This is a genomic window from Pseudarthrobacter sp. CC12, assembly GCF_039907755.1.
In the GTDB taxonomy this organism is placed as follows: domain Bacteria; phylum Actinomycetota; class Actinomycetes; order Actinomycetales; family Micrococcaceae; genus Arthrobacter; species Arthrobacter niigatensis.
Window position 1 is genome coordinate 108,106 of sequence record NZ_JARDJH010000004.1, and the last position, 12,941, is coordinate 121,046.

General features: G+C 67.8%; 11 protein-coding genes. 2 read left to right on the forward strand and 9 right to left on the reverse strand.

Annotated elements, in window-relative coordinates; genetic code table 11:
• Positions 1-18 precede the first annotated feature (18 nt).
• Positions 19-1,350 (reverse strand): site-2 protease family protein, encoded by a 1,332-nt coding sequence (locus PV772_RS04940; protein ID WP_141181149.1) that lies wholly within the window; start codon positions 1,348-1,350, stop codon positions 19-21.
• Between the two features lie 17 nt (positions 1,351-1,367).
• Positions 1,368-2,552 (reverse strand): 1-deoxy-D-xylulose-5-phosphate reductoisomerase, encoded by a 1,185-nt coding sequence (gene dxr / locus PV772_RS04945; RefSeq protein ID WP_347885517.1) that lies wholly within the window; start codon positions 2,550-2,552, stop codon positions 1,368-1,370.
• A 108-nt stretch (positions 2,553-2,660) separates the two neighbouring features.
• Here dxr and PV772_RS04950 point away from each other — a divergent pair, with 108 nt between their 5' ends.
• The gene (locus tag PV772_RS04950) at positions 2,661-4,130 is read left to right on the forward strand and encodes a lipase maturation factor family protein (protein WP_347885579.1); all 1,470 of its coding nucleotides are present in this window, start codon (positions 2,661-2,663) and stop codon (positions 4,128-4,130) included.
• On the opposite strand, the gene PV772_RS04955 is transcribed toward PV772_RS04950, so the two are convergent.
• From PV772_RS04955 to PV772_RS04985, 7 genes are read right to left on the reverse strand one after another with little or no spacing between them, the layout of a single operon-like run.
• Entirely contained in the window at positions 4,131-4,970 is an 840-nt protein-coding gene (locus PV772_RS04955; protein WP_347885518.1) for a CoA ester lyase, read from the reverse strand.
• Between the two features lie 4 nt (positions 4,971-4,974).
• The gene (locus PV772_RS04960; RefSeq protein WP_347885519.1) at positions 4,975-5,544 is read right to left on the reverse strand and encodes a MaoC family dehydratase; all 570 of its coding nucleotides are present in this window, start codon (positions 5,542-5,544) and stop codon (positions 4,975-4,977) included.
• Positions 5,541-6,311, reverse strand: a complete 771-nt coding sequence (locus PV772_RS04965) for a CoA transferase subunit B (protein WP_141161009.1) — start codon at positions 6,309-6,311, stop codon at positions 5,541-5,543. Before PV772_RS04965 ends, PV772_RS04960 begins: the two co-directional genes overlap by 4 nt.
• Positions 6,312-6,313: 2 nt before the next feature.
• Positions 6,314-7,078 carry a CoA transferase subunit A gene (locus PV772_RS04970; RefSeq protein WP_347885580.1) on the reverse strand — a complete coding sequence of 255 codons (765 nt, stop codon included), beginning with the start codon at positions 7,076-7,078 and terminating at the stop codon, positions 6,314-6,316.
• A 20-nt stretch (positions 7,079-7,098) separates the two neighbouring features.
• Positions 7,099-8,262: an acyl-CoA dehydrogenase family protein gene (locus tag PV772_RS04975; RefSeq protein ID WP_347885520.1), complete on the reverse strand. Its 1,164-nt coding sequence runs from the start codon at positions 8,260-8,262 to the stop codon at positions 7,099-7,101.
• A 2-nt stretch (positions 8,263-8,264) separates the two neighbouring features.
• Entirely contained in the window at positions 8,265-10,454 is a 2,190-nt protein-coding gene (locus PV772_RS04980; RefSeq protein WP_347885581.1) for a biotin carboxylase N-terminal domain-containing protein, read from the reverse strand.
• A 13-nt stretch (positions 10,455-10,467) separates the two neighbouring features.
• Complete coding sequence (locus tag PV772_RS04985) at positions 10,468-12,075, reverse strand: carboxyl transferase domain-containing protein (protein WP_347885521.1); 1,608 nt, start codon at positions 12,073-12,075, stop codon at positions 10,468-10,470.
• A gap of 147 nt (positions 12,076-12,222) precedes the next feature.
• On the opposite strand from PV772_RS04985, the gene PV772_RS04990 reads away from it, so the two are divergent.
• Positions 12,223-12,861, forward strand: coding sequence for a TetR family transcriptional regulator (locus PV772_RS04990; protein WP_141161012.1), 639 nt, complete (start codon positions 12,223-12,225; stop codon positions 12,859-12,861).
• Positions 12,862-12,941 lie beyond the last annotated feature (80 nt).

Genomic DNA, 12,941 nt, shown 5'->3' on the forward strand with positions numbered 1-12,941 from the left:
TCAACCATTAGGGGCCGATCAGCCGAACAAATTGACCGGCTTGACGATGTCCGCGTAGATCAACAGCGCACTCATGCCCATCAACAGGGCTGCGACCACGTAGGTGACGGGAAGGAGTTTGGCAATGTCGAACGCCCCCGGGTCCGGCCGTCCGCGCAGCTTCGCCACCCTGCGCCGGGCGCCCTCGTACAGGGCGCCGGCAACGTGGCCGCCGTCCAGCGGCAGGAGCGGGACGAGGTTGAACACCGCGAGGGCGAAATTCAGGCCGGCCAGCAGGCCAACGAGGGTTGCCACCCGGGACTGCATCGGAACAGCCTCCATGGCTGCCACCTCGCCTGCCACCCGTCCGACGCCCACCACGCTGATGGGGCCGTTGGGGTCGCGCGGCTCTTCGCTGAACGCAGCTTTGGCCACCCCCACTACGCGGGCAGGCAGGTTGAGGACCACACCGGCCACCTGGCGGATGTTCTCCCCCGCCATGGGCAGGACGGACGACGCCGGCTGGGGCACCAGTGCGGTCTGCGCACCGATACCAAGGAATCCGACGTCCTGGTACTGGAGGTTGCCGGCGGCGTCGGTGGCCTGGCGCCCGTCGGTTCCGATGACCGGCCGGGCCGACAGCACCGGCGTCACGGTGGTGGAGACCGTTTGGCCGTCCCGCTGCACGGTGATGGCCACCTCCTTGCCGGCCGACGCGCGGATCCACTCCGTCAACTGGTCCCACCGGGTGACGGGTTTGCCGTCGAAGGAGGTAATGGTGTCATTGGGCTTCAGGCCTGCCGCGGCTGCGGGCGTCAGCTGGCAGTCGGCGGAGTCAGGATCAACGGTTTGTCCCGCTGCCACCTGGCACTTGGAGACGTCCGAGATGGTGGTGGTGGCCGTGGCGACACCGAAACCCATCAGCAGCACGGCGGTGAGCAGCACGCCCAGGATCATGTTCATGGCCGGCCCGCCCAGCATCACAATGACTTTCTTCCAGACGGGCAGCCGGTAGAAGACCCGGTTTTCGTCGCCCGGCCCCACTTCCTCATGGGCCATGGAACGTGCCTCGGTGGCCAAAGTCTGGAACATGCCGGTGCTGGAGGGCCGGACTGAGCCGTCCTCCTTGTTGGGCGGGTACATGCCGATCATGGAGACGTAGCCGCCCAGCGGCACAGCTTTCACGCCGTACTCGGTCTCGCCCTTCCGGCGAGACCAGAGCGTTGGCCCGAACCCGATCATGTACTTGGTGACACGGACCTTGAAGAGCTTGGCGGGCACCAGGTGGCCCACTTCGTGGAGCGCAATGGACACCGCGATGCCAAGGGCGACGAAGACGACGCCGAGAATGAAAAGTAGGACAGGGGTCATGGAGGTGCTGCTGCTTCCTAGAGTCTGCTGACTGCTAAACGTTCGTGGGCCCGTGCGCGTGCCCAGCTTTCAGCATCCAGCACGGATTCCACCGTCAGCCCGGAGGAACCTGAGTGTTCGCTGAGCACACTGTCCACGGTGTCGACGATGTCCGTGAACCGGATCCGGCCGGCATGGAACGCCGTGACCGCTTCCTCGTTGGCCGCATTGAAGACAGCAGGGTAGGTGCTCCCCTGCTTGGCGGCGTCCTTGGCCAGTCCGACGGCGGGGAAAGCTTCGGTGTCCAGCGGTTCAAAGGTCCACGTGGCGGCCTGGGTCCAGTCGCAGGGGCTGGCGGCGTTGGGCACCCGGGCGGGCCAGCCGAGCCCCAGCGCGATGGGCAGGCGCATGTCCGGCGGGGAAGCCTGGGCGATGGTGGAGCCGTCCACGAACTGGACCATGGAATGGACCACCGACTGGGGGTGCACCACGACGTCGATCCGGTCCAGCGGAATATCGAACAGCAGGTGCGCCTCGATGACTTCCAGGCCCTTGTTCACCAGCGTGGCGGAGTTGGTGGTGACCATGACGCCCATGTCCCAGGTGGGGTGGGCCAGGGCTTCCCGGGGGGTGACGGAGTGGAGCTCTTCCCGGCTCCTGCCCCGGAACGGCCCCCCTGAAGCTGTGAGGATGAGCTTATCCACCTCAACGGCAGTGCCGGAGCGCAGGCACTGGGCGATGGCCGAGTGCTCCGAATCGACGGGGACTATCTGGCCTTCGCGGGCCGCTGCCTTGACCAGGCTGCCGCCGACGATCAGGGATTCCTTGTTGGCAAGGGCCAGCGTGGCTCCGGACTTGAGTGCCGCGAGGGTGGGGGCCAGGCCGATTGATCCGGTGATGCCGTTGAGCACCACGTCCGCTTCCACCGCCGCGATGCGGGCGGAGGCATCCGGGCCTGCCACGATCTCCGGCCGGTACCCCTGGCGGCCTGCCGCAGCCGCGGCGTCGCTAATCAGCGATGCCAGCCGGCCAGGATCCCCGCCGGCAATCCCCACCGCAGCGGCGCCGGTGTGGACCGCCTGCTGCGCCAGGAGCTCCAGGTTGCCGCCCCCGGCACTGAGGGCCACCACTTCGAACAGGTGCGGGGCGCCGTCGGCGACGTCAATCGCCTGGGTGCCGATGGAACCAGTGGATCCGAGGAGGACGATTCTGCGTGGCTGCATGGGTTAAGTATCCCGCACCAGTCCGGCCCCTTTGACGCCCCCGATCCTGCCGTGCCCGGCCTGATGATGCACCTTGACCCCCGCGTGACCGGGCGTAACGTGGAATCCGTGGACTGGCTGTGGTGGTTTGACGCGCCGGAATACGGGTTCGCCCGCCAGGTGCTGCAACGGGGTGTGGCGGCACTGTATTTTGTTGCGTTCCTGTCCACGATGAACCAGTTCCCCGCCCTGCTCGGCGAGCGCGGCCTCCTCCCGGTGCCCGGGTTCCTTGCCGCGTTCCCCCGTTTCCGCCGGCCCACGCTGTTCCGCTGGCGGTACTCGGACGGGCTGCTGCGCGGAGTCTGCACCGCCGGCCTGGTGGTATCGGCACTGCTGGTGGCCGGACTCCCGCAGCTGGGGCCGCCCTGGGTGCCCCTGCTTGCGTTCCTGGCCCTGTGGCTGCTGTACATGTCCATCGTGAACGTGGGCCAGACCTTCTACGGGTTCGGCTGGGAAATGCTGCTTCTTGAGGCGGGCTTCACCGTTGGGTTCCTCGGTTCCAACCAGACGGATCCGCCCCGGACCATCCTGGTCCTGGTCGTGTGGCTGGTGTTCCGGCTGGAATTCGGCGCGGGAATGATCAAGATCCGCGGCGGCAGGGAGTGGCGCGACCTGACCGCCCTGTACTACCACCACGAAACCCAGCCCATGCCCGGCCCGCTGAGCCGGCAGGCCCACCTGCTGCCCAAGCCGCTGCACCGGATCGAGGTAGTGGGCAACCACATCGCCCAACTGGTGGTGCCGTTCCTGCTGTTCGCCCCCCAGCCCGTGGCAAGCGTTGCGGCGGGGGTGGTCGTGCTGACCCAGCTGTGGCTGGTGGCCACCGGCAACTTCGCCTGGCTGAACTGGATGGCGATCGTGCTGGCGTTCGCGGCGGTCAGCGACCCCGTGGCGCACGCCGTGATACCTGCCATCCCGGCGGACTGGAATGCCGCCACGGGCGCCCGGACGGAAACGCCGCTGTGGTGGCTGGCCATCACCCTGGCGGCGTCGATCCTGCTGCTGGTGCTGAGCTACTGGCCGCTGCGGAACCTCTTCTCCCGCCGGCAGCTGATGAATGCCAGCTTCAACCGGTGGCAGCTGGTCAACGCCTATGGGGCCTTCGGCACAGTGACCAAACAGCGCATCGAGATCGTGGTGGAGGGCACGCTGGACGAGGACCCCGGTGACGGTTCGGACTGGCGCGAGTACGGCTTCAAAGGCAAGCCGGGGGACGTCCGCCGGCTCCCGCGCCAGTGGGCCCCCTACCACCTGCGGCTGGACTGGTTGATGTGGTTCCTGCCGCTGCGGACCGTCCACGAGGAATGGTTCTACGCCTTCCTCGGCAAGCTCCTGGCCGCTGACCGGCAGGTGCTGCGGCTGCTGCGGAAGGACCCGTTCGACGGCGCCGCGCCACGCTGGGTGCGCGTGCGCAGCTTCCATTACCGCTTCGCCAGCCGGAAGGAGTTCCGCGAAACAGGGAACCGCTGGGTGCGGACCCTGCTGTATGAGCCGATCCCGGCCACGTCCCTCCGCCGGCCCAAGGGACGGCAGCGGTAGTTATGCCTCCACGGCGGCGCGGCGGACGATCTCCTGGGCGTGCTTGAGGATGGGGCCGTCGATCATTTTGCCCTGGTACTTGAAGACCCCGGATCCCGCCGACGCGGCAGCGTCCAGCAGGGCCGTGGCCGCTGCCACCTCGCCGGCCGAGGGCGCATAGGCCTTCCGCACCACGGCTGCCTGGCTGGGATGGATGCAGGCCTTGGAGCTGAAGCCGGAGGCCACGGCGTCGGCCGCTTCAGCAGCCAGCCCGTCGAGGTCGGGGATGTTGGTGTAGACGGCATCCACTGCTTCCTTGCCGTGGGCCCGCGCTGCCAGGAGGACTGACGAGCGGGCGTGCAGCGCCACTGCCCGGTAGCCGCCGTCGTCCTTCCGGCTGGACGTACCGCCCAGGGAGGCCAGCAGGTCCTCGGCCCCCCACATCAGGCCCACCACGTTGGGGGCGGCAGCGATGGCCGGGGCGTTGAGCACGCCCACGGCCGTTTCGCACAGCGCAATCACCTGGTAGCCCTCCAGCGCCTTGAGCTGGTCGGCCGACTCCGCCTTGGCCAGCATCACGGTGCGGTAGGGCGTGTGCGCCAGGCAGTGGAGGTCTTTTTCAAAGTCCTCGGTGCCCACGGGGTTGACCCTGACAATGGTGCAGCTGGGTTCAAGCTCGGGTTCCACGCCGGTGGTGCCCAGTTGGGCCAGGATGGCGCCACGGGCCCGCTGCTTGTCCGCCGGCGCCACCGCGTCTTCGAGGTCCAGGATGACGGCGTCCGCACGCGCGGCGGCCTTTTGGTAGCGCTCGGGACGGTCGGCGGGGCAGAAGAGCAGGGCGGGGCCCATCACAAAGGTCATAAGGCTATTCTCCGACGTTTTGGCTGCCCTGTGCGTTCCCATGCGCCTCCCGCGTCCACATCAGGCAGCTGCGGGTGGCCCGTGCCACCACGGCGCCGTCCTGGTTGCGGCCGGTGTGTTCCATGGTCACGATGCCCTGGCCGGGGCGTGAGGCCGAGAGCCTCCTGCCGGTGATGATGGTCTCCGTGTACAGGGTGTCCCCGTGGTACAGCGGGTGCGGGAAGGAAACGTCCGTCAGGCCCAGCTGGGCAATGATGGTCCCTTGGGTCAGCTGGGTGACGGACTGGCCCACCATGGTGGCCAGGGTGAACATGGAGTTCATTAGGCGTTGCCCGAACGGCTGGCCGGCGCTCCAGGCGGCGTCCAGGTGCAGCGCCTGGGTGTTCATGGTCAGGGTGCTGAACAGGACGTTGTCCGTTTCCGTCACCGTCCTGCCGGGACGGTGGGCGTACACCAGCCCCTCCTCCAGCTCATCGAAGTACAGCCCGCGCTGTTCGATGACCCGCCGGCCGGCAGCGGGGCCCCCGTGGGCGCCGGCCCCGGAGTTGCCGTCCGTGGGGTTGCTGCCGGTCATACCGTGAGTTCCCGGTCTTCCTCGAACAGGTCCGCCCCGGTAGCGGCCACTACATCCTCCACGGAGACGTTGGGGGCCAGTTCGCTCAGGACCAGCCGTGATCCGCCGCCGTCCCGCACGACGTCGATGACGGCCAGGTCCGTGATGATCCGGTCCACGCAGCCCTTCCCGGTCAGCGGCAATGAGCACTCCTGGACGATCTTGGGGTTGCCGTTGCGGTCGACGTGCTCCATCATCACGATCACCCGCTTGGCCCCGAACACCAGGTCCATGGCGCCCCCCATGCCCTTGACCATCTTTCCCGGGATCATCCAGTTGGCGAGGTCCCCGTTGGCTGCCACCTCCATGGCGCCGAGCACGGCCACGTCAACGTGGCCGCCGCGGATCATGCCGAAGGACGTTGCCGAATCGAAGAACGCCGCTCCCCTGTTGACGGTCACGGTCTCCTTGCCGGCGTTGATGAGGTCGGGGTCGATGGCGTCCTCGGCCGGGTAGGGGCCGACGCCGAGGATCCCGTTCTCCGAGTGCAGCACCACCTCCACTCCGTCCGGGATGTAGTTGGGGATCAGGGTGGGCATCCCGATGCCCAGGTTCACGTACTGGCCGTTGCGGAGTTCCTTGGCCACCCGGGCGGCGAGCTCGTTTCGCGTCCAGCCTTTGGTTTCGGCGGCGCCTGCTCCGCCGGGTCCGGGCTGGTGCTCGCCGCCACGCCGGTATTCCGGGCGTACGGCTTCTGGCCGCGGGGCGTCGGGGCTGTTGGGATCCATGGTCATGCTCCTGCCTGGTGGAGTGCCACCGTCCGCTTTTCGATCCGCTTTTCCCCGTCCTGGGCCAGGACCACCCGCTGGACGAAGATGCCGGGGGTGTGGATGTGTTCGGGGTCCAGTTCGCCGGGTTCCACGAGTTCCTCCACCTCGGCGATGGTGATGCGCCCTGCCATGGCGCACAGCGGGTTGAAGTTCATGGCCGTGGCGTGGAACACCAGGTTGCCGTGGCGGTCGCCCTTCCATGCATGCACCAGCCCGAAGTCCGGCGTGAGCGACTCTTCCAGGACGTAGTCCACTCCCTCGAAGGGGCGCACTTCCTTCGGCGCGGAGGCGACCGCGATCCCGCCGTTGGCGTCGTACTTCTGCGGCAGGCCGCCGTCGGACACCTGCGTGCCAACCCCCGCCTTGGTATAGAACGCCGGGATCCCGGCCCCGCCGGCCCGCAGCTTCTCGGCCAGCGTGCCCTGCGGGGTGAGCACCACTTCAAGCTCGCCGGCGAGGTACTGGCGGGCGAACTCCTTGTTCTCGCCCACGTAGGAGCTGATGGTGCGGCGGATGCGGCCGTCGCGGAGCAGGATGCCGAGCCCCCAGTCATCCACGCCGCAGTTGTTGCTGACGGTCTCCAGGCCCGAGGTGCCGGCCCGGTGGAGGGCATCGATCAGGGCCACCGGGATCCCGCAGAGCCCGAATCCGCCCACCGCCAGCGAGGCGCCATCGGGGATGTCCGCGACGGCTTCGTCAGCGCTGGCAACAACCTTGTCAATCATCATTGATCCTTTCGGGCCGGCTAGAGTCCCAGTTCGCGGGCAATCAGCATCAGCTGGACCTCCGTGGTGCCCTCCCCCACTTCAAGGATCTTGGAGTCGCGGTAGTGGCGCGCCACGGTGAACTCGTTGATGAAGCCATAGCCGCCGAATACCTGGGTGGCATCCCGCGCATTGTCCATGGCTGCCTCGCCTGCGACCATCTTAGCGATGGCCGCCTGGGTCTTGAACGGCTTGCCGGCAAGCATCCGGGCGGCCGCGTCGTAGTACGCCAGGCGGGCGGTATGGGCGCGGGCCTCCATCCGGGCGATCTTGAAGGAGATGGCCTGGTACTTGCCGATTTCGTGGCCGAAAGCCCGGCGCTCGCGGGCATACTTGACGGACTGGTCAACGCAGCCCTGCGCGGCACCGGTGGCCAGGGCGGCGATGGCAATCCGGCCCTCGTCCAGGATGGACAGGAAGTTGGCGTACCCGCGCCCCTCGGTCCCCAGCAGGTTTTCCTCCGGCACCCGGACGTCCTTCAGGGTGAGGGGGTGGGTGTCCGAGGCGTTCCAGCCCACCTTGTTGTAGGGCTTTTCCGCCTTGAAACCGGGCGTGTCGGTGGGGACCAGGATGGTGGAGATGTCCTTCTTGATGCTGCCGTCGGGGCGTTCCCGCTGTCCGGTGACGGCGGTGACGGTGACCAGGCGGGTGATGTCGGTTCCGGAGTTGGTGATGAATTCCTTGTTCCCGTTGATCACCCACTGGCCGCCCTCCCGCCGGGCGTGGGTCTTGGTGCCGCCGGCATCCGAGCCGGCCTCCGGCTCGGTGAGCCCGAACCCGGCGAGCGCCTGGCCGGAGGCCAGCATGGGCAGCCATTCCTGTTTCTGCGCATCCGTACCGAACCGGTAAACCGGCATGGCACCGAGGGACACGCCCGCCTCCAGGGTGATGGCGACAGACTGGTCCACCCGGCCAAGCTGTTCCAGTGCGAGCGCCAGGGCGAAGTAGTCCCCGCCCATTCCGCCGTATTCCTCGGGGAACGGCAGCCCGAACAGGCCCATTTCCGCCATCTGCTTCACCACTTCATAGGGGAAGCTGTGCTCTTCGTCGTGTTTGGCGGACACCGGGGCCACGACGTTGTCCGCGAAGTCGCGGACGGTGTCGCTGAGGTCCTGGTATTCCTCGGTGAGTTCAAAACCGGTCATGGTCAGGCTCCTTCGCCTTGTTCTGCAGCTTCGCCTGTAACGGTGTCTGCGTCGGTGTGTGCGGGTTCCGCATCCGCAGGGTGGATGGTGGCCAGGATCTGGTCGGCCTTGACTAGGTCACCGGTACGGGCGGTCAGGTGGACGGTGCCGGCAAGGGGGGCCACCAGGTGGTGTTCCATCTTCATGGCCTCGACGGACACCAGGACTTCCCCCGCTTCCACCGCATCTCCGTCGTTGACCGGGACCGCCACGACGGTTCCGGGCATCGGCGAGCGCACCTCGGGATCGGCGGCACCTTCCTGTCGCTGGACTGCTGCGAGTACCCGCTCCAGCCGGGCTTCCCGCGTGAGGAGTTCCAGCCGGCAGGACCAGCCGCCGCTGCCGAGGAAGATCTGCCCGGGGGCCACGGCCACCCGGTACTCCCGGGCTGCCCCGCCAAGGGTAAGGACTGCGCTGCCGTCTTCCGCCCTGCGCAGCGACGCTTCCTGCGGCGCGCCCCCGTTGACGGCGGCCACGGCTGTGCCTCCACCAGTCGGACTGTCCGTCACCGCAACGGTGGCCACCCCGCCGTCGGGCGTTCCCAGGCTGATCCGGCGGGGCGCCGGTGCCCCCAGCCGCCAGCTGCTCCTGGCCTGCCACGGTCCGCGGGCGGGAGTGGGATGGTTCCCATCCTCCTGTGCGAGTAGGTACAGCGCGGCAGCCACCAGTTCGTGATCGCCAATGCGCCTGAATTCCAGCGCCGGCATCTTCCGTTCGATCAGTCCGGTGTCCAGTCGCCCGGCCCGGACATCGGGATCGCTGAGCAGGAGCCGCAGGTACTCGACGTTGGTCTCAATGCCCAGTGCCGTGTACCCGGCCAGCGCCTTGTCCAGGGTTTCCAAGGCTTCTGCACGGTCTCCGCCCCAGGCGATGACCTTGGAAATCATGGGGTCATAGTTGGCGGAGAGCTCCAGCCCTTCCAGCAGCGAGGAATCCACCCGGACCCGGTCGTCGTCCGCAGGTGGCAGCTCGGCCAGCCGGAGCACCGTCCCGGTGGATGGGAGGAAGTTCTTTTCCGGCACCTCGGCGTAGACGCGGGCCTCCACCGCGTGGCCGGAAAGCCCGACGTCGGCCTGCCGGATGGTGAGCGGCTCACCGGCGGCGATCCGCACCTGCCATTCCACCAGGTCGACGCCGGTCACCATTTCCGTGACGGGGTGCTCCACCTGCAGCCGGGTGTTCATCTCCATGAAGAAGAACTCATCCGGCGCATTGTCCGAGACCAGGAACTCCACGGTTCCGGCCCCGGTGTAGTTCACGCTGCGGGCGGCGTTGCAGGCGGCCTCGCCGATCCGGGCACGCACGTCCGCACCGTTCGGCAGGCCCTCCAGCAGGGGCGAGGGGGCTTCTTCGATGACCTTCTGGTGCCGCCGCTGCAGGGAGCATTCGCGTTCGCCCAGGTGGATGACGTTGCCGTGGCCGTCGGCGAGTACCTGGACTTCGATATGCCGTGGTGTGGTCACCAGCCGCTCCAGGAATAGGGTGTCGTCGCCAAACGCGGCGGCGGCCACCCGCCGTGCGGTGGCCAGGGCGGCGGGCAGGTCCGCCGGCCTCTCCACCACGTGCATGCCTTTCCCGCCGCCACCGGCGGAGGGCTTGATGAGAAGCGGGAAGCCGACGGCGCCGGCGGCCTCCTCGAGCTCACTGTCCGTCATGCCGGGCCTGGCGATGCCGGGGACTACCGGCACGGAGTAGCCTGCCACGTGGTTTTTGGCGCGGATCTTGTCGCCCATCACGTTCAGCGCGTCCACTCCGGGACCTATGAACGCTATGCCGGCCTTCTCGAGCGCACGGGCGAAGTCCGCATTCTCGCTCAGGAAGCCGTAGCCGGGGTGGACCGCTTCCGCCCCGGACTGCCGGCAGGCCTCAAGGATGGCGTCGATGCTGAGGTAGCTTTCGGTTGCCGCTGCCGGGCCGATGCGTAAGGCTGTGTCAGCTTCACGGACGTGGCGGGCGCCGGCGTCGGCATCGCTGTAAACGGCCACCGATCGGATTCCCAGCGCGCGCAGCGTGCGGATGACGCGGCAGGCGATTTCCCCCCGGTTGGCCACCAGGACGGTGCTGAAGAGGGGTGCGCCGCCGGTTTCCGCGCTAACGGCTTCACCGACGGGCGTGCCTGCGGCGAACCGCTGCGTTGCGGTGTTGGTCTGCATGGTCATTGCTGGCTCACATCCGGAAGAGGCCGAAGGAAGTCTCCGGCAAGGGGGTGCGGGAGACGACGTCGAGCGCCAGGCCCAGGACGGTGCGGGTATCGGCCGGGTCAATGACGCCGTCGTCCCACAGCCGGGCCGTTGAGTAGTAGGGACTGCCCTGGTCCTCGTACTGCCGGCGGATGGGTGCCTTGAAGGCTTCCTCGTCCCCGGCAGCCCATTCCTCCCCTGCGGCTTCGTACTGGTCCCGTTTGACGGTGGCCAGCACGCTGGCTGCCTGGTTGCCGCCCATCACCGAGATCCGGGCCGCGGGCCACATCCACAGGAACCGCGGGGAATAGGCCCGGCCGCACATGGAGTAGTTTCCCGCGCCGAAGGAGCCGCCAATGACCACCGTCAGTTTGGGGACGCGGGCGGTGGCGACGGCGGTCACCATCTTGGCACCGTTCTTGGCGATGCCGCCCTGCTCGGCGTCCCTGCCCACCATGAAGCCGGAGATGTTCTGCAGGAAGAGCAGCGGGATGCCGCGCTGGTCGCAGAGTTCAATGAAATGCGCACCCTTGAGCGAGGACTCGCTGAACAGCACGCCGTTGTTGGCCACGATCCCTACAGGGTGTCCGTCAATCCGGGCGAATCCCGTGACCAGGGTGGTGCCGTAATCCTTCTTGAATTCGTGGAACTTACTGCCATCCACCAGGCGGGCAATGACCTCGTGGACGTCGTAGGGGGCGTTGACGTCCGTGGGCACGGCGCCGTAGAGCCCTTCCGGGTCCACGGCCGGTTCGACGCCGGGCTCCACCTGCCAGGCCGGCGCGGCCGGCGGCGGGAGGGTGGCAACGATGTCCCTGATGATCTGCAGGGCGTGTTCGTCGTTTTCTGCCAGGTGGTCGGTGACTCCGGAGATTTTCGAGTGCACCTCGCCCCCGCCCAGTTCCTCGGCGGTGACGATTTCACCGATGGCTGCCTTTACCAGTGGCGGCCCGCCCAGGAAGATGGTGCCCTGGTTCCGGACAATGACGGTTTCATCGCTCATGGCGGGGACGTAGGCTCCGCCGGCAGTGCAGGACCCCATGACGGCGGCGAGCTGCGGAATCTTGGCGGCGGACAGGCGTGCCTGGTTGTAGAAGATCCGGCCAAAATGGTCCTTGTCCGGGAAGACCTCGTCCTGCATGGGGAGGAAGGCCCCGCCTGAATCGACCAGGTAGATGCAGGGCAGCCTGTTTTCCAGGGCGATCTCCTGGGCGCGGAGGTGCTTCTTCACCGTCATGGGGTAGTAGGTGCCGCCCTTGACGGTGGCGTCGTTGGAGATGACCAGGACCTGCCGGCCGTGCACCAGGCCGATCCCGGCGATGACCCCGGCGCCGGGAGCGTCGCCGCCGTACATGCCGTTGGCGGCGAGCGGGGCGATTTCGAGGAAAGGGCTGCCGTCATCGAGGAGCTGGTCGATCCGGTCCCGCGGCAGCAGCTTGCCCCGGGCCACGTGGCGGTCCCGCGACTTCTGGGGGCCGCCCAGTGCAGCATCCGCCAGCTTCTTCCGCAGCTCCCCCGCGAGCGATGACTGTTCCTCCCGGTTGGCGCGGAAGGACTCGCTTGCCGGGTCGAGCCGGGTGGCCAGGGTCTCCATCGACGCTCCGTCCTAAAGTGGGTCCGGGCAGCCATAAAGGCCAACTCGGTTAGTGACTAATAACTGAAATTCAGGTTAGTCTCGATTAACTGTGATGTCCAACACAGCATCGCGTTGCTAGACTCTGGGACGGCCCAAGGAGGAAAAGTGTCCAGCAATACCGCGCAGCCGGCCCCTGCCGCCCAGGCCCCCACCACCCAGCGCGGCAAGGCCAAGGAGAACCGGCGTCAGGCGTTGCTCTCCGCTGCCGCCTCACTGTTCGCGGCCAACGGCTTCAACCGGGTTTCACTGGAAGACCTTGGCGCGGCTGCGGGTGTCAGCGGACCTGCCGTGTACCGGCACTTTTCCGGTAAGCAGGCAGTCCTGGCCGGCCTGCTGGTCACCGTGAGCCAGGAACTGCTCGACGGCGGCCGGCAGGTCGTGGAGCGCACGGCCGACCCCATGGCCGCACTGCGGCAGCTGGTGGAGTTCCAGGTCAACTTCGCCCTCGGCAAGCCGGACGTGATCCGGGTGCAGGACCGGGATCTTCCGAACCTGTCGGAGCAGGACCAGCTGGCCGTGCGGACGCTCCAGCGCAGCTACGTGGAAATCTGGGTGGACGTCCTGGCGCGGATCCATCCCGATACCGACGTTTCGGACCTGCGGATGCGGGCCCATGCCACGTTCGGGCTGATCAATTCCACTCCGCACTCCGTCCGCAGCCATGGCCGCCGGATGGCCTCGAGGACCGCGCGGCCCCTCCTGGAGGCCATGGCCATGGCCGCCCTGACCGTGCCCTCGGCCTGACCCAACCGCCCACCGGACACCAACGGCCGCCGGCCGCACCACCGGCCCCGGGCAGCACCGCTTGTGCGGGCCGGGGCCGG

Excerpts from the sequence above, each read along its gene's own strand:
- PV772_RS04955 (WP_347885518.1), bottom strand. The coding sequence starts at position 4,970 with ATGACCTTTGTGATGGGCCCCGCCCTGCTCTTCTGCCCCGCCGACCGT.
- PV772_RS04970 (WP_347885580.1), bottom strand. The coding sequence starts at position 7,078 with ATGATTGACAAGGTTGTTGCCAGCGCTGACGAAGCCGTCGCGGACATC.
- PV772_RS04980 (WP_347885581.1), bottom strand. The coding sequence starts at position 10,454 with ATGCAGACCAACACCGCAACGCAGCGGTTCGCCGCAGGCACGCCCGTC.
- PV772_RS04985 (WP_347885521.1), bottom strand. The coding sequence starts at position 12,075 with ATGGAGACCCTGGCCACCCGGCTCGACCCGGCAAGCGAGTCCTTCCGC.
- PV772_RS04960 (WP_347885519.1), bottom strand. The coding sequence starts at position 5,544 with ATGACCGGCAGCAACCCCACGGACGGCAACTCCGGGGCCGGCGCCCAC.
- dxr (WP_347885517.1), bottom strand. The coding sequence starts at position 2,552 with ATGCAGCCACGCAGAATCGTCCTCCTCGGATCCACTGGTTCCATCGGC.
- PV772_RS04940 (WP_141181149.1), bottom strand. The coding sequence starts at position 1,350 with ATGACCCCTGTCCTACTTTTCATTCTCGGCGTCGTCTTCGTCGCCCTT.
- PV772_RS04975 (WP_347885520.1), bottom strand. The coding sequence starts at position 8,262 with ATGACCGGTTTTGAACTCACCGAGGAATACCAGGACCTCAGCGACACC.
- PV772_RS04965 (WP_141161009.1), bottom strand. The coding sequence starts at position 6,311 with ATGGATCCCAACAGCCCCGACGCCCCGCGGCCAGAAGCCGTACGCCCG.